The sequence below is a fragment of the Spirilliplanes yamanashiensis genome, assembly GCF_016863475.1.
Classification (GTDB): domain Bacteria; phylum Actinomycetota; class Actinomycetes; order Mycobacteriales; family Micromonosporaceae; genus Spirilliplanes; species Spirilliplanes yamanashiensis.
Genome location: NZ_BOOY01000018.1, coordinates 202,123 through 221,853, shown reverse-complemented (window position 1 = coordinate 221,853; position 19,731 = coordinate 202,123). Strand labels below are relative to the sequence as shown.

The following is a 19,731-nucleotide window of genomic DNA, read 5'->3' as shown; positions in this document are numbered from 1 at the left end:
GGCAATTCATGCGATTGCCGTCGGCCGGTCATCGGTTTAGTCCATTGTCAATACCCGCTCGCACAAAGGGTGCGACGATCTCGGCCCGTTCGGACCACCGCCGCCCGCCCCGCGGATCGCGCCGGGCGGGCGCCCGAGCGGGGCGCCGCATCGGCGCCGGCGGCTGAACCGGGCGCATCTGCCCTGGTCACGACCGTGTCGACGGCACCCGATCGGTGGTCACACCCGCGGCGTACGGGGCCGCGCACCCGCCCGCACTCCATCGACGCCGGTCGACGCGTCGGGTACCCGACAGTGTGCCGAACGGCGGTTGGCGTGGTGCTGATCCCTGGCGCATGATCGTTCGAGGCGGTCTAATGGTTGGGACCGTATCGAACCGCACAGTCTGGGACGTGAGGAATCAACATGGCAGCCACCGGCACAGCCACCAGCACTGAGAAGGGTCGCCGAATCATCGGGGCGGAGCGTCAGACCCTCGCCAAGGATCTGGTCAAGCGGTACACGGGCGGCGAGAGCATTCGCGCGCTCGCCGCGTCGACCGGCCGTTCCTACGGATTCGTCCACCGCGTACTCACCGAGTCCGGCGTCCAGCTCCGCCAGCGCGGCGGCGCCCGCCGGCGTAAGAAGGCGTGACCAGCCCGAACCCGGGCACCCGCTCTGACCTGCTGTCGGGGGTCCGCGGGTGAACTCGACCGACGGCGTGCGGCTCACACGTGAGGGGCCGGTCGCGACGGTGACGTTGTGCCGGCCCGACGTACTGAATGCCCAGACACCCGCCATGTGGGCGGCTCTCACAACGATATCCCGTGAATTGCCGGGCGATGTTCGCGTCGTCATTGTCCGGGCGGAAGGACGCGCCTTTTCGGCGGGACTCGATCTGTCGATCGCGCGCGGTGACGACGATTCCTCATTGGGCGCGCTGGCGCAGCTGCCGCCGCAGGAGTGCGCCGAGCGCATCGCCGGCTTCCAGTCCGCGTTCACCTGGCTGCGCGCGCCGCACCTGGTGACGGTGGCGGCCGTGCAGGGCCACGCGATCGGCGCCGGCTTCCAGCTGGCCCTCGCCTGCGACCTGCGGGTGCTCGCCGACGACGCGCGGCTGTCCATGGCCGAGGTGACCCTCGGCCTGGTGCCCGACCTCGGCGGCACGAAGCGCCTCGTCGAGCTGGTCGGCTACTCCCGGGCCCTGGAGCTGTGCCTCACCGGCCGCCGCGTCGGCGCCGCCGAGGCCGCGGCGATGGGGCTGGCCAACGCGGTGGTGCCCGCCGCCGAGCTGGCCGGGGCGACGGACGACCTGGTCTCCGCGGTGCTCGCCGCCGACCGGGGCGCCGTGACCGAGATCAAGGGACTGCTGGCCGCGGCGGCCGGCCGTTCCTATGCGGACCAGGACCGCGCCGAGCGCGAGGCGCAGACCCGCCGCCTCGCCGACCTGGCCGGCCGCGGCGAGTAGCCCGCCGCGGCCGGACCGCTTCACGCCTTCGGGGCCGTGACGCTGCCGGTGAACGTCCGGACCCCGGCCGGGTCCCGGCCGATGGTGAACGTGTAGTGGGCCGTGCGCGTGGTCGCGGCCGTCGTGGTCACCAGGCTCTGGCCGATGTAGACGGGGTGGCCGGTGGCGGCGATGCTCGCCGCCCACGCCGCGCCCAGGGCGATCTGCTGGGCGAACCGGCAGGTGGGGTTGGTGCCGACGGCCGCCGTGGCGAGCTGTCCGGAGTAGGCGGCGACGGACGCCAGCCCCGCCCGGCCGCGGTGCGCGCGCATCCGGCCGACGACGCCGGTGACGGCGCACGTGGCGGGCGCGACGGTCGTGCTGAGCAGCAGGGTCTGCACGACGCCGGCGATCTCGTCGGGGGAGTACACGGCGGCGTGGCCGGACGGCAGCCCGGCGCAGAGCCGGGTGAGCCGGTTGCGGTACTCGGCCGACATCATGACGTCGACGGTGGCGCGCTCCAGGCCGGCGGCCTTGCTCATGGCCGTGTGGGCGGCCCACCCGCTCGTGTCCGGCGCGCGGTCGAGCAGCGACAGGTAGAGCGCGCTCGTCCGGCGGCCGGCGGTGGGCAGGTGCCGGGCGACCGCCGGGCTGGTGAGGACGTCGAAGCTGAACCGCAGCACCCCGGCCCGGCAGTCGCGCGCGGCGGGCGGGAGGAAGGCGTCGCGGGCGGCCCGGTGCGGCTGCCGGTCGAGCGCGTGCAGGTAGATCGAGCGCAGCTCGCCCTGGGGCGAGACGGCCCGGCCGTCGTAGGCCTGGGCCGGCGTGCCCGTCGTCAGTCCGGCGCCCGTCACCAGGGCGGCGACCGCGGCGGCGATGGCTGTGCGACGCATGAGGCGGAACCCTCTTTCTTCACGGGGGAGGGGCTCCGACGAGCGTAGGCAACAGGATGCATCGGAAACATCAGCGCAATACCCGGCAATAACGCCGCGCTGGATGATCCTGATCAGGGGAGGCCGAACGGGCCACCGGCGCACACCGGTCGGCGCGCCGCCCGACCTGAACGCTCTGTGTCGCCCTGCATGCGCTACGTGTCGGTAGCCGCGGTCGCGGATGGTGTCGTACCGGCGAGGGAGACTGGTAACCGGCCCGGGTTCCGCGGGGCCCGGACGACAAGGGGGGTGGGTGCGTGACGATGATGGGCGGCGGCGCCAGCTGGGGCATGCTGCGCTCCATCCGTGACGCCGACAAGCTGCGCGGGCGCACCGTCGGGCGGGAGACCACCCGGCGCATCCTCGCGTTCGCCCGGCCGTACCGGCGCGACATCGTCGTCTTCCTCGTCACTGTCGTCGTGTCCGCGGCCATCGGGGTCGCCACCCCGGTGCTGGCGGGCGACGTCATCAACACCATCACCCGGGGCGGCCCCGACGCGGCCGGAGCGGTGGTGCGCATCGCCCTGTTCATCGCCGGGCTCGCCGTCGCCGACGCGCTGCTGTCGCTCGCCCAGCGGTGGTACTCGGCGCGCATCGGCGAGGGCATCATCCTCGACCTGCGCACACTCGTGTACGACCACGTCCAGCGCATGCCCCTGCAGTTCTTCACCCGCACCCAGACCGGCGCCCTGGTCAGCCGGCTCAACAACGACGTGCAGGGCGCGCAGCGCGCGTTCACCTCGACGCTGTCCGGCGTGGTCAGCAACGTCATCCAGCTCGCGCTCACCGCGGCCGTCATGTTCACGCTGTCCTGGCAGATCACCGCGCTGTCGCTGGCCCTGCTGCCCGTGTTCATCATCCCGGCCCGCCGGGTCGGCAAGCGGCTCGCCGAGATCACCCGCGAGTCGTACGCGCTGGACGCCAAGATGAACGCCACCATGACCGAGCGGTTCGGCGTCTCCGGCGCGCTGCTGGTCAAGCTGTTCGGGCGGCCGTCGGTCGAGGCGCAGCGCTTCGGCGAGCGCGCCGAGCGGGTCCGCGACATCGGCGTGCAGTCGGCGATGTACTCGCGCACGTTCTTCGTCGCCATGCTGCTCGTGGCGTCGCTCGCCCAGGCGCTGACGTACGGGCTCGGCGGCTGGCTCGCCGTCACCGGCGCCGTCACCGCCGGCACGGTCGTCACCCTCGCGCTGCTGCTCACCCGGCTCTACGGACCGCTCACCGCGCTGTCCAACGTGCGGGTCGACGTGATGAGCGCCCTGGTCTCGTTCGACCGCGTCTTCGAGGTGCTCGACCTGCGCCCCGGCATCGCCGAGCGGCCCGGCGCCGCCGACCTGCCCGCGGGCGCCGCCCGGCTCGAGTTCCGCGACGTGCACTTCCGCTACCCCGCCGCCGACGAGGTGTCGCTGGCCTCGCTGGAGGACGTCGTCACGCTCGACCGCACCCCCGGCGACCCGGTGCTGCGCGGCGTCAGCTTCACCGTCGAGCCGGGGCAGCTGGTCGCGCTCGTCGGCCCGTCCGGCGCCGGCAAGTCCACCACGTCCATGCTGGTCCCGCGCATCTACGACGTCACCGACGGCAGCGTGCTCGTCGGCGGCGTCGACGTGCGCGACGCCACCCTCGGCTCGCTGCGCGACGCCATCGGCGTCGTCACCCAGGACGCGCACCTGTTCCACGAGACCATCGCGGAGAACCTGCGGTACGCGCGCCCCGGCGCCACCGACGACGAGCTGTGGGCGGCGCTGCGCGGCGCCCAGGTGGAGGACCTCGTCCGGGCGCTGCCCGACGGGCTCGGCACGGTCGTCGGCGAGCGCGGCTACCGGTTCTCCGGCGGCGAGAAGCAGCGCCTGGCCATCGCCCGGCTGCTGCTCAAGGCCCCGTCCATCGTCATCCTCGACGAGGCCACCGCCCACCTCGACAGCGAGAGCGAGGCGGCCGTCCAGCGGGCGCTCGCCGTCGCGCTGCGCGGGCGCACCGCGCTGGTCATCGCGCACCGGCTGTCCACCGTCCGCGAGGCCGACCAGATCCTGGTGCTCGACGGCGGCCGCATCGTCGAGCGCGGCCGGCACGAGCAGCTGGTGCGCACCGGCGGGCTGTACGCGGAGCTGTACCGCACCCAGTTCGCCGTCGCCGACAGCCCCGGCCCGCCGTTCACCACCGACGACGGCCCCGTCGTGGTGCCGGTGCCGGTATACCCGCCGGAGCCGTGACGGCGCTAGGGTCAAAGCCGTGGATCTCGGGCTGACCGATCGCGTGTACGTCCTCACCGGAGCCTCCCGCGGCCTCGGCTACGCCACCGCCGAGTGCCTCGTGGCCGACGGCGCCCGGGTGGTGATCTCGTCGCGCGACGCCGCCTCCGTCGACCGCGCCGTGGCCGCCCTCGGCCCGAACGCGGCCGGGCTCGCCGCCGACCTCGCCGACCCGGACACCCCGCAACGCCTGCTCGACACCGCCCGCGACCGCTTCGGCGCGGTGCACGGCGCCCTCGTCTCCGTCGGCGGCCCGCCCACCGGCACCGCCGCCGCGGCCTCCGACGAGCAGTGGCGCGCCTCGTTCGAGACGGTTTTCCTCGGCACGGTCCGCGCCGCCCGCACCTTCGGCGCCGCACTGCCGGCCGGCGGCGCCATCGGTCTGGTGCTGTCCGTCTCGGCCCGCACCACCATGCCCGACCTGGGCATCTCCAACGGCCTGCGCCCCGGCCTGGCCGGGGTCGCCAAGGACATGGCCGACGAGTACGCCCCGCGCGGCGTCCGCGTCCTCAGCCTGCTGCCCGGGCGCATCCTCACCGACCGCAACCGCGACCTGTTCGCCGCCGCCCCGGACCCGGCCGAGGCCGGACGGGCCGCCGCCGCGCAGGTGCCGCTGGGCCGCCTCGGCGATCCGGCCGAGTTCGGGCGCGTCGCGGCGTTCCTGCTCTCCCCGGCGGCGAGCTACCTGACGGGCATCACCGTCCCGGTCGACGGCGGCTACCTGCGCTCGCTGTGACCGCCCCGCGCCGCTTCGTCCCGCCGACCCCCGCCGAGCTGGAGGCCGCCGCCGGCCGGCTGCTGCCGGACGTCGTCGGGCCCGGCCTGCGGGTGCTGTTCGCCGGCATCAACCCCAGCCTGTACTCGGCCGCGGTCGGCCACCACTTCGCCCGCCCCGGCAACCGGTTCTGGCCCGCCCTGCACCGCTCCGGCTTCACGCCCGAGCTGCTGCACCCGTCGCAGGACGGCGAGCTGCCGGCGCTCGGCCTGGGCATCACCAACGTCGTCGCCCGGCCCACCACCCGCGCGGACGAGCTGGCCCCGGCCGAGTTCGTCGCCGGCGGCGCGGCGCTCGCGGCGAAGGTCGCCCACTGGCGGCCCGGCTGCCTGGCGGTGGTGGGCGTGACCGCGTACCGGGTCGCGTTCGGCCGCCCCCGGGCCGCGATGGGCCCGCAGCCGGACACCGTCGGCGGCCGCCCGGTCTGGGTGCTGCCCAACCCGAGCGGCCTCAACGCGCACTACACGGTGGACCGGCTGGCGGCGGTGTTCGCGGAGCTGCGCCGCCACCTCGCCGGGGGTCAGGCGCCCACGGAGGCGCCCACGTAGGCCGCCAGGTGCTCGCCGGTGAGGGTCGAGCGGCCCCGCACCAGGTCGGCCGGGGTGCCCTCGAAGACGACCCGGCCGCCGTCGTGGCCCGCGCCGGGGCCGAGGTCGACGATCCAGTCGGCGTGCGCCATCACCGCCTGGTGGTGCTCGATGACGATGACCGACTTGCCGGCGTCGACGAGGCGGTCGAGCAGGCCGAGCAGCTGCTCGACGTCGGCCAGGTGCAGGCCGGTGGTGGGCTCGTCGAGGACGTACACGCCGCCGGTCGTGCCCATGTGGGTGGCCAGCTTGAGGCGCTGCCGCTCGCCGCCGGACAGGGTGGTCAGCGGCTGGCCCAGGCTCAGGTAGCCCAGCCCCACGTCGGCGAGCCGGGTCAGGACGGCGTGCGCGGCGGGGGTGCGGGCGTCGCCGGCGCCGAAGAACTCCTCGGCCTCGCGCACCGACATGGCGAGCACCTCGCTGATGTCGCGGCCGCCGAGGTGGTACTCCAGCACGGCCGCCTGGAACCGCCGGCCCTCGCACTCCTCGCACACGGTGGCGACACCGGCCATCATGCCCAGGTCGACGTAGACGACGCCGGCGCCGTTGCAGGTGGGGCAGGCGCCCTCGGAGTTCGCGCTGAACAGCGCCGGCTTCACCCCGTTGGCCTTCGCGAACGCCTTGCGGATCGGCTCCAGCAGGCCGGTGTACGTGGCCGGGTTGCTGCGCCGCGAGCCGCGGATCGCGCCCTGGTCGACGGCCACCACGCCGTCGCGCCCGGCCACCGACCCGTGGATGAGCGAGCTCTTGCCGGAACCGGCCACGCCGGTGACGACGCACAGCACGCCGAGCGGGATGTCCACGTCGACGTCGCGCAGGTTGTGCGTGGCGGCGCCGCGGATCTCCAGGGCGCCGGTGGGGGTGCGGACCGTGTCCTTGAGGGTCGCCCGGTCGTCCAGGTGGCGGCCGGTGACGGTGCCGCTGGCGCGCAGGCCGTCCAGCGAGCCCTCGTAGCAGATGGCGCCGCCCGCCGAGCCCGCCCCGGGTCCGATGTCGACGACGTGGTCGGCGATCGCGATGGTCTCCGGTTTGTGCTCGACGACCAGGACGGTGTTGCCCTTGTCGCGCAGCCGCAGCAGCAGGTCGTTCATGCGGGCGATGTCGTGCGGGTGCAGGCCGATGGTGGGCTCGTCGAAGACGTACGTGACGTCGGTGAGCGCCGAACCGAGGTGGCGGATCATCTTGGTGCGCTGCGCCTCGCCGCCGGACAGCGTGCCCGCCGGCCGGTCGAGGGACAGGTAACCGAGCCCGATCTCGGCGAACGAGTCGAGCAGGTGCTGCAGCCCGGCGAGCAGCGGCGCCACGGACGGCTCGTCGAGCTCGCGGACCCAGCCCGCCAGGTCGCTGATCTGCATCGCGCAGACGTCCGCGATGTTCTTCCCGGCGATCCTCGACGACCGGGCCTCCGGGCCGAGCCGCGTGCCGTCGCAGTCGGGGCAGGTGGTGAACGTGATCGCCCGCTCGACGAACGCGCGGATGTGCGGCTGCATCGCGTCGACGTCCTTGGCCAGGAACGACTTCTGGATCTGCGGGATGAGCCCCAGGTACGTCAGGTTGATGCCGTCGACCTTGATCTTCGTCGCGTCCTTGTAGAGCAGGTCGTTCAGCTCGCGCTTGGTGTACCTGCCGATCGGCTTGTCCGGGTCGAACCAGCCGCAGCCGCGGAAGATGCGGCCGTACCAGCCCTCCATGCTGTAGCCGGGGATGGTCAGCGCGCCCTCGTTGAGCGACAGCTTCTCGTCGTACAGCGCGGACAGGTCGAAGTCGGTGACCGAGCCCATGCCCTCGCAGCGCGGGCACATGCCGCCGAGCCGGTGGAACGTCGCCTTCTCCGTCTTCGTCCGCCCGGCGCCGCGCTCGACGGTGATCGCCCCGCTGGCCTTCACCGACGGGGTGTTGAACGAGTACGCGTTGGGCGGGCCGATGTGCGGCTGCGCGAGCCGGCTGAACAGGATCCGCAGCATCGCGTTGGCGTCGGTGGCGGTGCCGACCGTCGAGCGCGGGTTGCTGCCCATCCGCTCCTGGTCGACGGTGATCGCGGTGGTGAGCCCCTCCAGCACGTCGACGTCGGGCCGCGCCAGCGAGGGCATGAAGCCCTGGAGGAACGCGCTGTACGTCTCGTTGATCAGCCGCTGCGACTCGGCGGCGATCGTGCCGAACACCAGCGAGCTCTTGCCGGAGCCGGAGACGCCGGTGAACACCGTCAGCAGGCGTTTCGGGATCTCGACGCTGACGTCCTTGAGGTTGTTCACCCGCGCGCCCTGCACGCGGATCACGTCGTGGCTGCTCATGGGGTCACGCTAGCCGTGGCGCGGGCGTCCGCGCTTCTCGAATCGTGATCGGCTCAGGCGGGGCGGCGCAGCAGCCGGACCCGGCCCCCCACCTGCACGGCGACGGCGCCGGCGGCGCGGGCCAGGGCGGGCGCGCGGCGGCGGCGCACGGCGCCCGTGCCGTCGTAGCGGAAGGTGGCCTCGCGGGCGGCCAGCTCCTCGGCGGCCAGCCGGGGGAGGACGCCGGACGCGGCCTGGGCGCGGGCCAGGTCCCAGCCGTCGCGCACCGAGCCGTTGGTGGGGCGGGCGGCGGCCCACGCCGCGAACGTGGCGGGCCAGCGCGGGCCGTGGGCGGCGGCGAGCAGCGGCCACTGCCGGGCCACCTCGCCGGCCCGCTTGCGCAGCAGGGCGGTGCGGGCCACCTCCACCAGCCGGGCGTCGAAGCCGGGCGGGACGGGCGCGCCCGCGGTCAGGGCCGCGACCAGGGCGGCCTGCCGGTCGGCGAGCGGGCCGGTCATGTAACCGCGGGGTAGCCGGCCGCGGCGGCGATGGCGTCGAGCTCGGCGCGCAGGTCGGCCTCGGGCGGGTAGTGGCCGTCGCGCTCCAGCATCAGCGCCGGCGGGCGGTGCCGGGCGCACAGCTCGGTGACCAGGGCCAGCACCTCCGCCGGGACGGCGTCGGTGTGCGTGTCGTGGTAGACGCCGTCGTGCTCGGCGCCGCCCGCGACGTGCACGTACGCGACCCGGTCGAGGGGCAGGGCGGCGAGCACGGCGAGCGGGTCGGCGCCGCGGTTGCGGGCGTTGGCGTACACGTTGGCGACGTCGAGCAGCAGCCGCGCGCCGGTGGCGTCGAGGATCGCCGTGACGAACTCGGCCTCGGTCAGCTCGTCGTCGGGCCAGTCGAACAGGGCGGCGATGGGTTCGAGGGCGAGCGGGACGGCCAGCTCGTCCTGGACGCGGCGCACGTTGGCGGCGACCGCGGCAACCGCCTCGCGGGTGCGCGGCAGCGGCAGCAGGTGCCCGGCCTCGACCCCGCCCGCCCGGACGAAGGCGATGTGCTCGCTGGCCAGCGGGGCCCGCAGGCGCTCGGCGACGGCGGCGAAGGCGGTGACGCGGGCCGCCTCGACGGGCTCGGCGCCGCCGAGGTTGAGGCGCACGCCGTGCGGGACGACGGCGACGCCGCGGTCCACCAGCGCGGCGAGGGCGTCGGGCAGCGGGGCGTGCGGGTGCACGGACTCGGCGACGACCTCGGCGAAGCGCAGCCCGGGCAGGCCCGCGACGACGCCGGCGATCTCGGGGCGCCAGCCGATGCCGACGCCGTACGCCGGGGTGGTCGCCGGGGTGTTCACGGGGGTGGTCACCCGCCGCACCCGCCGCCGCAGCCCCCGCCGCCACCGCACGAGGAGCCCCCACCGCTGTCGGACGAGGAGGAGCCGCCGCCGCAGCCGGACGAGCCGCTGTAGCCGGACGCGGCCGCCTGGCGCTGGATCTCGGCCTGGGCGGCGAACGCCGGGTCGAGCGCCCACAGGGACGCGGCGCCGAACAGCGCCACGCCCATCGCGGCGCCTGCGGCGCCGTAGGTGGCGTACGCGGGCGACAGGGCCGGGGCGAGGTGCGCCTGCTCGCCGCGCAGCCGGCGCACGGCGGCGCGCCCGGCGCGGGTCTGCACCGGCACCCGGGTCAGGAGGTAGACGGCGGTGCCGACCATGGCGATCAGGGCCAGGACGAGGAAGGCGACCGGCCGGTCGTTCTGCAGACCGGCCATGAGCCGCAGGAAGCCGACGCCGACCAGGAACAGGGCCGCCACACCCCACAGCCGGATCGTGCCCCGCTGGCCGTCGGTCAGCGCCCAGCCGGCGCTCTCCAGGCCGGCGCGCAGGCCGTCGAGCGCGCTGCGCACGCCCGGGTCGGCGCCCAGGTCGCGGGTGCGCACGCGGCGGTGGGCGGCGTCGTACACGGCGTTGTCGAGCGGGGTGAGGCCGAGCGGGCGGGGCCCGGTGGTGGTGAGCGCCCCGGTGTGGGCCTCGGAGCCGATGGCGCCGGAGACGCGCAGCCCGGCCAGCGCCGCGTAGAGGGCGAGGCGCGGGCCGCCGTTGAGGTAGGCGGCCTGCTGCGGGCCCATCGGCGCGGTGAACGCGTCCCGCCCGCCGCCCAGCAGCACGGTGCGGTGCAGGGTGGCGAGCACGACGAGCAGGGCCGCGGCGACCAGGTAGCCGGTGATGAAGGTGGGGCCGGGGATGCCCCAGGTGTCACCGGTGGCGGCGAGGACCATGACCTACCTCCTGGCTGTGCGGACCCTGAGAGTCCTCATTGTGCAGGCCCGGTCAACGCCGCCGGACCGCTTCCTCGACCAGGTCGAGCACCCGGCTCAGCTCGCCGGCGGGCCGGCCGGTGGCCAGGTGCAGGACCATGCCGTCGTACGCCAGCTCGAGCAGTTGGGTGAGCACCTCGACGGGCACGTCGTCGCGCAGGACGCCGGCCTCGCGCTGGCGCTGGAGCCGCTCGCGGGTGGCGTCGGCGATGGCCCGGGACCGCTCCGCCCAGCGCCCGGCGAACGCCGGGTCGGTGCGCAGCCGCCGGGACACCTCCAGCTGGCTGCCGAGCCAGCCGGCGACGTCGCTGGAGTCGGCGCGGGTGAGCAGGTCGCGCATCACCTGCACCAGGCCGTTGCGGGCGACAGTCTCCACCATGGCGGCGGCGTCGTCCTCGGCGACGGCGAGGAACAATGACTCCTTGTCCCGGAAGTGGTGGAATATCGCGCCGCGGGACAGCCCGGTGGCTTCCTCGAGCCGGCGCACGGTGGCACCCTCGTAGCCGAGCCGGGCGAAGCACGTGCGTGCCGCGGCGAGGATCTCGTGGCGGCGCGCGTCGAGCTGGTCCTGACTCACCCTGGGCACGGCGGAATCGTGTCACGCGGGCGGTGGCGCTTGCAATCCGTACGTACGGCTTGCCAGTGACGAGGTCCCCCTGACCGGATGATGCGAATTCCGCCATCACGGCCATGGCTTGTTAACATTCACGCCCTGTTCGCCCGACCGTGACCTCACGTAGAGTGCTGCCGTGCCTCTCGTCTTCCTGGCGCTGGACGACACCCTGCTCGATCGGAGCGGGGCCTTCAGGCTGTGGGCGAAGGGGTTCCTCGACGAGATCGGGGCACCACACGATGATCTCGAATGGCTACTCTCCGTAGATGCCGACGGCCTGACCTCCCGCTGGGACCTCGCCGACGCCATCCGCGACCGGTACCGGCTGCGGGTGCCGTCCATCGATCTCCTCGACGAGCTGCACGAGGGGCCGCTGGCCTACGAGCGCCTCGACCCGCTGGTGGCGTGCGCGCTGCAGATCGCCGGCGACGCCGGCTGGGTCCCCGTCGTGGTCACCAACGGCCCGGTCGAGCAGCAGGACGTCCGCATCCGGCGCACCGGCCTCGACCGGTACGTGGCCGACTGGGTCATCTCCGAGCAGGCGGGCGTCAGCAAGCCCAACCCGCGCATCTTCGCGCTCGCCGCCCAGCGGGTGCGCATGCGCCTGGCCGGGGCGTGGGTGCTCGGCGACAGCCCCGAGGCCGACATCGGCGGCGCCGCCGCCATGGGCCTGCCCAGCGTGTGGGTGCACCGCGGCCGCGACTGGGTCGACCGCCGGTTCACCCCGACCCGCGTCGTCGGCAACGTCATCCAGGGCCTGTCGGCGATCATGGCGGCCCGCTAGAGCACGCGGTGCCCGGCCCCCGGCGGCACCACGTGCTCCGTGCGCGGCGCCCGCAGCCCGGCGTGCCACTGCGCCGAGAGCCGCAGCCGGGCGGGATTCACGCGATCGGCACGACGCGGGCGTTCGGGGCCTCGCCGCCCAGCGCGGCCCGGTGCGCGGCGCGCTGCGGGTCGGCCAGGAAGGCGTGGTAGCCGGATTCGCCGGCGAACGAGATGGTCTGCACCTCGGTGCGTCCGTCCACACTGATCAGACGGTGTTCCAGGCGGCCGCCGTGGCGCGGCAGCAGGGCCAGCACCGCGTCCTCGTATGCGCGCACCGCCGGCGTGCAGTCCTCGACGATCGCCACCAGCCGCAGCCGCGGCGGGCCCGACAGTCGCTTGTGGAACTGGTGCTTCGCCGAGCCGCCCGGCATGTCCGGGACGCGGCCGATCTCGTCGTACCCCAGCCGCCGGTAGAAGCCCGGCGCCTGGAACGACATCGTGGACACCAGGGCCCGGTCACAGCCGCGCGCCGCGATCTCCCGCTCGGCGGCCGCCATCAGGCGCGCCCCCCAGCCCTGGCCGCGCAGCGACTCGGCGACCCACAGCGAGCTGATGCCGCCGCAGCGGTCCCACGTCCAGCCGGTGAGGCCGCCGGCCAGCTCGCCGTCGGCGGTGGTGAGCCGGATCGAGAACGGGCGCTCCTCGCCGGCGCCGATGGCGGCCACGTTGATGGCGTCCAGCTCGTCGGAGAGCCGCTTCTCCAGCTCGGGGTCGGCCGCGCCGACGGTCAGCGACGTCATGGCCCGAGTCTGCCGGACCCCGTCCGCGGCGGTCACCCGATTAATCGGTTGACGCCGGCCGGGGCCGCCCGGCATCGTCATGCCCGCGCCGGACGTGCGGGTCCGGGCCGAGAACGAGAGGGAGGTGGCGAGAAATGGCTGCTGTCGTTGCCGTGCGCTCGACCCGGCTCACCCTTTTCCTCTTCTCGACCCAGGAGATCCTCCGTTGCGCGAGCACGATTCCTTCGGCCCCACCACCGTCAAGCGCGGCCGCCGCCGGTTCGACGACGACGACCCGGCCGATCTGAAGCTGTCCCGCCGCGAGCCGCAGCTCGCGACGGACCCCGACCTGCCCGACGCCGGCGACCGCTGGTCCAGCTGGGACACCGGCCTGCGCGGGCCCGAGCCCTACCCCGACTGGGTGGTCACCGAGCTGGCCGCCGTCGACACCGAGCTCGGCATCCTGAAGACCGGCAAGGAGGCCGACGTCCACCTGGTGCGCCGCGGCGTGCCGGACGGCCGGTCGTGCCTGCTGGCCGTCAAGCGGTACCGCGACCCGGACCACCGCATGTTCCACCGCGACGCCGGCTACCTCGAGGGGCGCCGGGTGCGGCGCTCCCGCGAGACCCGGGCCATGGCCACCCGCACCGCGTTCGGCAAGCAGCTCATCGCGGGGCAGTGGGCGGCCGCCGAGTTCGACGCGCTCAGCCGCCTGTGGGTGCTGGGGCAGCAGTCCGGCGCCATCCGGGTGCCGTACCCGGTGCAGCTGCTCGGCACCGAGCTGCTGCTGGAGTTCGTCGGCGACGCCGAGGCCGGTCAGGCCGCGCCGCGGCTCGCGCAGACCCGGCCGGGCCCGGCCGAGCTGGCCTCCCTGTGGGACCAGCTCGTCGACGCCCTCACGGTGCTGGCCCGGGCCGGGCTGGCGCACGGCGACCTGTCGCCGTACAACCTGCTCGTGCACGACGGGCGGCTGGTCATGATCGACCTGCCGCAGGTGATCGACGTGGTGGCGAACCCGCAGGGCGCCGACTTCCTCGTCCGCGACGTCGGCGTGGTGACCAAGTGGTTCCAGGCACGCGGGCTGGCCGCGGACGGCGACGCCCTGGTCGCCGAGCTGCTGTTCGCGGCGGGGCTGCGCTGACCGGCGACGGTGGTGGCCCGCCGGAACGCTCCGGCGGGCCGCCGCTCACTGCAGGTAGCCCTCGACCTGCGGGATGTCGCGCGGCTGCTCGGCGTCCGGGTCGTTGCCCTGGGCGCGGGCGGCCCGGCGCCGGCGCAGCAGGTCCCAGCACTGGTCGAGTGCCTCTTCCAGCTGGTTGAGGCGCTGGCGCTCCTCGTCGCTGGACAGCTCGCCCGCGGACACCTGCGCCCGCAGTTTGTGCTCCTCGTCGACGAGGTCGGTGATCCGGCTCAGTACGGTCTTGTCGTCCATGCCCCGAGCCTGACACAGCAGCGCCCCCGCCGTCCGGCCGGACGACGGGGGCGCTGGATGTGGCGTGGGGGTCAGCTCGCCAGCATCTTGCGCAGGACGTACTGCAGGATGCCGCCGTGCCGGTAGTAGTCGGCCTCGCCGGGGGTGTCGATCCGGACGTCGGCCTCGAACTCGACGCCGGTGTCCGTGCGGACCGTGACCGTCGACGGGATCCGGCCCTCGTTGAGCCCGGTCACGCCGGTGATCGTGAACGTCTCGGTGCCGGACAGCCCCAGCGACTCCGCGCCGGCCCCCTGCGGGAACTGCAGCGGCAGCACGCCCATGCCGATGAGGTTCGAGCGGTGGATGCGCTCGTACGACTCGGCGATGACGGCGCGCACGCCCAGCAGCATCGTGCCCTTGGCCGCCCAGTCGCGCGACGAGCCCGAGCCGTACTCCTTGCCCGCGAGGATGACCAGCGGCACGCCGGCCTCCTGGTACGCCTGCGACGCGTCGTAGATGGTGGTCTGCTCGCCGGTCAGGTGGTTGACCGTGAAGCCGCCCTCGACGCCCGGCACCAGCTGGTTGCGCAGCCGGATGTTGGCGAACGTGCCGCGGATCATGACCTCGTGGTTGCCGCGCCGCGAGCCGTAGGAGTTGAACTCGTGCCGCGGGACGCCGTGCTCCGCCAGGTACTTGCCGGCGGGGGAGTCGGCCTTGATGGAGCTGGCGGGCGAGATGTGGTCGGTGGTGACCGAGTCGCCCAGCTTGGCGAGCACCCGCGCGCCGGTGATGTCGCCGACCGGCTCCGGCTGCGCCGCCATGCCCTCGAAGTACGGGGGCTTGCGCACGTACGTCGACTCCTCGGCCCACGAGAACGTGTCGCCGGTGGGGGTGGGCAGCGACTGCCACGCCTCGTCGCCCGCGAACACGTCGGAGTAGGCGGCGCTGAAGCCGGTGGCGCCGATGGCCGAGGCGATCGTGTCGTCGATCTCCTTGGAGTTCGGCCAGATGTCGGCGAGGAACACCGGCTTGCCGTCCGAGCCCGTGCCGAGCGGCTCGGTGGCCAGGTCGATGTCCATGGTGCCGGCCAGGGCGTACGCGACGACCAGGGGCGGGGACGCCAGGTAGTTCATCTTGACGTCCGGGTTGATCCGGCCCTCGAAGTTGCGGTTGCCGGACAGCACCGACACGACCGTGAGGTCGGCCTCGTTGACCGCCGCCGAGATGGCCTCGGGCAGCGGGCCGGAGTTGCCGATGCAGGTGGTGCAGCCGTAGCCGACCAGGTTGAAGCCGAGCTTGTCGAGGTACGGCGTGAGCCCGGCCCGGTCGTAGTAGTCCATGACGACCTTCGAACCCGGCGCGAGCGTGGTCTTCACCCACGGCTTGCGGTTCAGGCCGCGGTCGACGGCGTTGCGGGCGAGCAGCGCCGCGCCGATCATGACCTGCGGGTTCGACGTGTTGGTGCAGGACGTGATGGCGGCGATGACGACCGCGCCGTGGTCCAGCTCGAACTCCGTGCCGTCCTCGCCGGCGACGCGGGTCGGCTTCGACGGGCGGCCGGTGGCGCCGGTCGCGGCGGTGACCAGGTGCGGCTTGTCGGCCTCGTCCTCGACGCCGTTGGCGGGCGGGTCGCTGGCCGGGAACGACTCGGCGCTGGCCTCGTCGGCGTGGCCCTCGACGCCGCCGTGGTCGACGTAGTTGGCGAGCACCTCGCGGAACATCGGCTTGGACCGGTTCAGCGGCACCCGGTCCTGCGGGCGCTTCGGGCCGGCCAGCGACGGCTCGATGGTCGACAGGTCGAGCTCGAGGCGCTCGGAGTAGTCCGGCTCGGCGTCCGGGTCGTGCCACAGGCCCTGCCGCTTGGCGTACGCCTCGACGAGCTTGACCTGGGCCTCGGTGCGGCCGGTGAGCTGGAGGTACTTGATCGTCTCGGCGTCGATCGGGAAGATCGCCGCGGTCGAGCCGTACTCGGGCGACATGTTGCCGATGGTGGCCCGGTTGGCCAGCGGCACGGCGGCGACGCCGGGGCCGTAGAACTCGACGAACTTGCCGACGACGCCGTGCTTGCGCAGCATCTCGGTGATCACGAGGACCAGGTCGGTGGCGGTGGTGCCGGCGGGCATGTCGCCGGAGAGCTTGAAGCCGACGACGCGCGGGATCAGCATGCTGACCGGCTGGCCCAGCATCGCGGCCTCGGCCTCGATGCCGCCGACGCCCCAGCCGAGCACGCCCAGGCCGTTGACCATCGTGGTGTGCGAGTCGGTGCCGACGACCGTGTCCGGGTACGCGACACCGCCCCGCTCCATGATCGTGCGGGCCAGGTACTCGATGTTGACCTGGTGCACGATGCCGGTGCCGGGCGGGACGACCTTGAACTCGTTGAACGCGGTCTGGCCCCAGCGCAGGAACTGGTAGCGCTCGCGGTTGCGCTGGTACTCCAGCTCGACGTTGCGGGCGAAGGCGTCCTCGCGGCCGAACAGGTCGGCGATGACCGAGTGGTCGATGACCAGCTCGGCCGGCGCGAGCGGGTTGACCTTCGACGGGTCGCCGCCGAGATCGCGGACGGCCTCGCGCATGGTGGCCAGGTCGACCACGCAGGGCACGCCGGTGAAGTCCTGCATCAGGACCCGGGCCGGGGTGAACTGGATCTCGACGCTGGGGTCGGCCGCCGGGTCCCAGCCGCCGAGGGCCCGGATGTGGTCGGCGGTGATGTTCGCGCCGTCCTCGGTCCGCAGCAGGTTCTCCAGCAGGATCTTCAGGGAGTACGGCAGGCGCTGATGGCCGTCCACCTTGTCGATCGTGTAAATCTCGTAGCTCGCGTCATCGACGCGCAGCTGGCTCTTCGCACCGAAGGTGTCGAGGCTCGCCACGTCGTACTCCTTCACACCAGCGACCGTGAGTCGTCCTCACCAGTCTTCCGCACCGCGTTCCATGGCCCGCGGGTAAGGCAGGACTTACCTGGGCCCGCGGGGCGGCGTCACGTGTAAACCGTACGTCCGTCTTGTAAGCCGTCGCAACCCGGGGTGCCCGGTCAGGCGGCCGGTGCGGTGACCCGCAGCGACAGCACGTTGCGGATGGCGTAGAACGGCTGGACCGTGTACCCGCCGACCACCGCGGCCGGCAGCACGTACGCCAGGCCCTTGTGCATCACGTCGTCGAGCACCCGGCCCAGCCGCAGCGGCTCCGCGCCCGCCCCGGGCCGCAGCCAGGCGTCCCAGTAGTCCTCCGCCGGCTCCGGCGTCAGCAGCGCGGCGAACGCCGCCACGTCGAGGTCGAAGCGCCAGCCGCCGGCCGCCGCCACGACCGGGGTGACGTGGGTGCGGGACGCGTCCGTGCGGTGCCGCAGCTCCAGCGCGGCGCCGTCGGCGAGCGCCGCCCCGAACAGCCGGCCGTGCGCCTGCAGCCGCGCGCCGTCCAGGTGCACGTCGCCCATCTCGGCGTGCGCCGGCCGGCGCCACACGCGCACCGCGAGCGGGCCGGTGGTGTGCCGGAACGGCAGCATGACCGCCACCCCGCCGTCCGGGGCCGGGCCCGCGGTCAGCAGGGCCCGGGTGTCGCGCAGCCCCGCCAGCAGCGGCTGCCGAGCGCCGTCGGCCGCCGCCAGGTGCAGGTTGTACGTGCCCTCCGGCAGGTCGGGCAGCCGCACCGGCGCCCCCGGCGTGACCGGCACCGACCCCGCGCCGTCGCCGTCCCAGGCCAGCGCGCAGCCCTCGGTCACCGCCGCGGCGGGCAGCCGCACCTCGACGCCGCCGTCCGGCGTGTTCAGCGTGTCGGCGACCGGCTGCGCCGCCTGCGGGGCCAGCTCCAGCGCCGTGCCGGGCCGCGCCGGCCCCTGCAGCAGCCGGCCCAGCCGGCGCGCGGGCCGGGCCGCCAGCTCCGTCAGCAGCTGCTCGTAGCGCTCGGCGATGGCCGCCGGGTCGTAGCGCTCGGAGTTGCGCAGCGCCGCCGCCGCCATCGCCGCGCGCCGCGCCGGGTCGGCGATCAGCTCGGACAGCGCGTCGGCCAGCGCGCCGGGGTCGCCCACCGGCGTGAGCCGGCCGTCGACGCCGTCGGCGATGATCTCCCGCGGCCCGTACGGGGCGTCCGTGCTGACCACCGGCACGCCGACGCGCATCGCCTCGACGAGCGTCATGCCGAACGACTCCTTGTCGGAGGTGACCGCCGCGACGGCGCCCTTGGCCCACTCCGGCTCGATGGGGGAGTGCGGCCCGATCATCAGCACCGTGTTGTGCAGGCCCAGCTCCGTGACGAGCGCCCGCAGCTCGGTGTTCTTCTCGCCGCCGCCGTAGATGCGCAGCTGCCAGTCCGGGTGCTGCGCGGTGACCTTCGCCCAGGCCCGCAGCAGCACGTCGTAGCGCTTGCTGGCGACCAGCCGCCCGGCCGCCACCACCATCTTCGCGGCGCCGTCCGAGGGTGGGACGCCCGGCGCCTGCACGCTGTTCGGGATGAACAGCACCCGGGTGCCCAGGCCGTGCGCGGCGTAGTCGTCGGCGTCCGCCTGCGAGACCGTCACCAGGGCGTCGAGCTTGCGGTAGTGCGGCGCCATGGCGGTGCGCAGCCCTTTGCGGTGCATGCCGCGGGTCAGGTGCTCCTGGCCCACCTTCACGGTGCCGCGGCGGGCGAACTGGGCCGCGTACGCGATGAGGCCCGGCCGGGTGGCGATGACCGCGTCGGCGTCGTGCCCGCCGAGGTACGCCCGGTACCGCTTCTCGACCAGCAGGTCGTAGTCGTACGCGCGGAAGTCGTCCTTCGGGTACACCACCGCCGGGCGGCCGCGGTCCGGGTCGCCCGCGCCGTGCCCCGGGTGGTCCTTGCGGCCGTCGACCACGGCGGTCAGGCGCACCCGCGGGTCGAGCGGCATGTTCGGCACGTCGCGGCGGCGCGACGTGCTGAGCACCTCGACCTCGTGCCCCCGGTCGGCGAGCGTCGCCGCGAGGTTGAACGTCGTGCGGATCGTGCCGCCGATGCCGAACCCGTCGGTGAGCAGAAAGAGGATCTTCACGTCGTCTGCGAGCCTTTCACCCGTTGCCGTCCCACGGCGGTTGTCACCCTAGACGGGGATTGCCAGCGGTTGGGAGTTTGCGGCGCGCCGGAACGGGATATCACGGACGACGTGACGACGCCCACGGGGACCGACGAGCTGACGGACTTCTTCGACCGCTACGGCGCCGCGCTGACCATGGGCGACGTCGCCGGCATCGCCGGGTGCTACACCCTGCCCGGCATGGTGGTCTCCGGCAGCTACAGCTTCACGTTCACCTCCCCGGCCGCCGTCGCCCTGTCGTTCCTCGGCGCCGCCCCGAGCTACCGCGAGCAGCGCATCGTCGCCGCCCACGCGCAGATCTCCGACGTGCAGCAGCTCGGCAGCGCGCTCGCAATGGTCGCCGTGACCTGGGAGTACCTCGACGCCACCGGCTGCGCCGTGCCCGGCGACTCCTACCGCTACCTGGTCCGCCTGGAGCCGGCCGGCTGGCGCATCTGCACCGTCATCGCGACCCACTGACCCCGGTTTCGGTTGCCGCGGCCCCGCGGATCGGATACCAACAGTTGGTGCAGGCCGACATCGCAGTACCCGCGCCCGACGCCCCCGCGACCCCGCCCGGCACCGGGC

18 protein-coding genes are annotated in these 19,731 nt (G+C 74.1%); 8 read left to right on the top strand and 10 right to left on the bottom strand.

The annotated features are described in order from the left end of the window. Window positions 1–405 precede the first annotated feature (405 nt). Complete coding sequence (locus tag Sya03_RS13030; RefSeq protein ID WP_203938507.1) at window positions 406–633, top strand: helix-turn-helix domain-containing protein; 228 nt, start codon at window positions 406–408, stop codon at window positions 631–633. Between the two features lie 49 nt (window positions 634–682). Next, window positions 683–1,447, top strand: a complete 765-nt coding sequence (locus Sya03_RS13025) for an enoyl-CoA hydratase/isomerase family protein (protein WP_203938506.1) — start codon at window positions 683–685, stop codon at window positions 1,445–1,447. A gap of 20 nt (window positions 1,448–1,467) precedes the next feature. Here the strand turns inward: Sya03_RS13025 and Sya03_RS13020 are convergent, their stop codons facing one another. Continuing rightward, complete coding sequence (locus tag Sya03_RS13020) at window positions 1,468–2,319, bottom strand: hypothetical protein (RefSeq protein ID WP_203938505.1); 852 nt, start codon at window positions 2,317–2,319, stop codon at window positions 1,468–1,470. 302 nt (window positions 2,320–2,621) lie between these two features. On the opposite strand from Sya03_RS13020, the gene Sya03_RS13015 reads away from it, so the two are divergent. Genes Sya03_RS13015 through mug form a run of 3 tightly spaced genes read left to right on the top strand, consistent with a single transcriptional unit; the run spans window position 2,622 to window position 5,930 of the window. Then, window positions 2,622–4,568 (top strand): ABC transporter ATP-binding protein, encoded by a 1,947-nt coding sequence (locus Sya03_RS13015; protein WP_203938570.1) that lies wholly within the window; start codon window positions 2,622–2,624, stop codon window positions 4,566–4,568. 19 nt (window positions 4,569–4,587) lie between these two features. Continuing rightward, on the top strand, window positions 4,588–5,343 hold the full coding sequence (locus tag Sya03_RS13010) for an SDR family oxidoreductase (RefSeq protein WP_203938504.1): 756 nt from the start codon (window positions 4,588–4,590) through the stop codon (window positions 5,341–5,343). Further along, window positions 5,340–5,930, top strand: coding sequence for a G/U mismatch-specific DNA glycosylase (gene mug, locus Sya03_RS13005; protein ID WP_203938503.1), 591 nt, complete (start codon window positions 5,340–5,342; stop codon window positions 5,928–5,930). The genes Sya03_RS13010 and mug overlap by 4 nt, the downstream gene beginning before the upstream one ends. Here the strand turns inward: mug and Sya03_RS13000 are convergent. Genes Sya03_RS13000 through Sya03_RS12980 form a run of 5 tightly spaced genes read right to left on the bottom strand, consistent with a single transcriptional unit; the run spans window position 5,903 to window position 11,135 of the window. Beyond that, window positions 5,903–8,260 carry an ATP-binding cassette domain-containing protein gene (locus tag Sya03_RS13000; protein WP_203938502.1) on the bottom strand — a complete coding sequence of 786 codons (2,358 nt, stop codon included), beginning with the start codon at window positions 8,258–8,260 and terminating at the stop codon, window positions 5,903–5,905. The two genes, mug and Sya03_RS13000, sit on opposite strands and share 28 nt — an antisense overlap. Before the next feature lie 53 nt (window positions 8,261–8,313). Then, a complete protein-coding gene (locus Sya03_RS12995; protein ID WP_203938501.1) occupies window positions 8,314–8,757 on the bottom strand; it encodes an SCO6045 C-terminal-like domain-containing protein in 444 nt (147 codons plus the stop codon). Beyond that, window positions 8,754–9,608: an MbnB/TglH/ChrH family RiPP precursor modification enzyme gene (locus tag Sya03_RS12990; RefSeq protein WP_370872159.1), complete on the bottom strand. Its 855-nt coding sequence runs from the start codon at window positions 9,606–9,608 to the stop codon at window positions 8,754–8,756. The genes Sya03_RS12995 and Sya03_RS12990 overlap by 4 nt, the downstream gene beginning before the upstream one ends. Then, a complete protein-coding gene (locus tag Sya03_RS12985) occupies window positions 9,596–10,510 on the bottom strand; it encodes a TIGR04222 domain-containing membrane protein (protein WP_203938500.1) in 915 nt (304 codons plus the stop codon). Before Sya03_RS12985 ends, Sya03_RS12990 begins: the two co-directional genes overlap by 13 nt. Window positions 10,511–10,562: 52 nt before the next feature. Further along, entirely contained in the window at window positions 10,563–11,135 is a 573-nt protein-coding gene (locus Sya03_RS12980) for a TetR/AcrR family transcriptional regulator (protein ID WP_203938499.1), read from the bottom strand. Window positions 11,136–11,298: 163 nt separating this feature from the next. Here Sya03_RS12980 and Sya03_RS12975 point away from each other — a divergent pair, with 163 nt between their 5' ends. Then, window positions 11,299–11,946 (top strand): HAD family hydrolase, encoded by a 648-nt coding sequence (locus Sya03_RS12975; RefSeq protein ID WP_203938498.1) that lies wholly within the window; start codon window positions 11,299–11,301, stop codon window positions 11,944–11,946. A gap of 97 nt (window positions 11,947–12,043) precedes the next feature. Here the strand turns inward: Sya03_RS12975 and Sya03_RS12970 are convergent, their stop codons facing one another. Continuing rightward, entirely contained in the window at window positions 12,044–12,727 is a 684-nt protein-coding gene (locus Sya03_RS12970) for a GNAT family N-acetyltransferase (protein WP_203938497.1), read from the bottom strand. A gap of 205 nt (window positions 12,728–12,932) precedes the next feature. Here Sya03_RS12970 and Sya03_RS12965 point away from each other — a divergent pair, with 205 nt between their 5' ends. Then, a complete protein-coding gene (locus Sya03_RS12965; RefSeq protein ID WP_239107420.1) occupies window positions 12,933–13,847 on the top strand; it encodes a serine protein kinase RIO in 915 nt (304 codons plus the stop codon). Between the two features lie 45 nt (window positions 13,848–13,892). On the opposite strand, the gene Sya03_RS12960 is transcribed toward Sya03_RS12965, so the two are convergent. The 3 genes from Sya03_RS12960 to Sya03_RS12950 all read right to left on the bottom strand — a co-directional run bounded on the left by Sya03_RS12960 (window position 13,893) and on the right by Sya03_RS12950 (window position 19,122). Continuing rightward, on the bottom strand, window positions 13,893–14,138 hold the full coding sequence (locus Sya03_RS12960) for a DUF2630 family protein (RefSeq protein WP_203938495.1): 246 nt from the start codon (window positions 14,136–14,138) through the stop codon (window positions 13,893–13,895). Window positions 14,139–14,209: 71 nt separating this feature from the next. Beyond that, window positions 14,210–17,005 carry an aconitate hydratase AcnA gene (gene acnA, locus Sya03_RS12955; RefSeq protein ID WP_203938494.1) on the bottom strand — a complete coding sequence of 932 codons (2,796 nt, stop codon included), beginning with the start codon at window positions 17,003–17,005 and terminating at the stop codon, window positions 14,210–14,212. 146 nt (window positions 17,006–17,151) lie between these two features. Then, complete coding sequence (locus Sya03_RS12950; protein ID WP_203938493.1) at window positions 17,152–19,122, bottom strand: glycosyltransferase; 1,971 nt, start codon at window positions 19,120–19,122, stop codon at window positions 17,152–17,154. Between the two features lie 111 nt (window positions 19,123–19,233). Between Sya03_RS12950 and Sya03_RS12945 the strand changes: the two genes are divergently transcribed. Continuing rightward, window positions 19,234–19,623, top strand: coding sequence for a DUF6841 family protein (locus Sya03_RS12945; protein WP_203938492.1), 390 nt, complete (start codon window positions 19,234–19,236; stop codon window positions 19,621–19,623). Window positions 19,624–19,731: the final 108 nt, after the last annotated feature.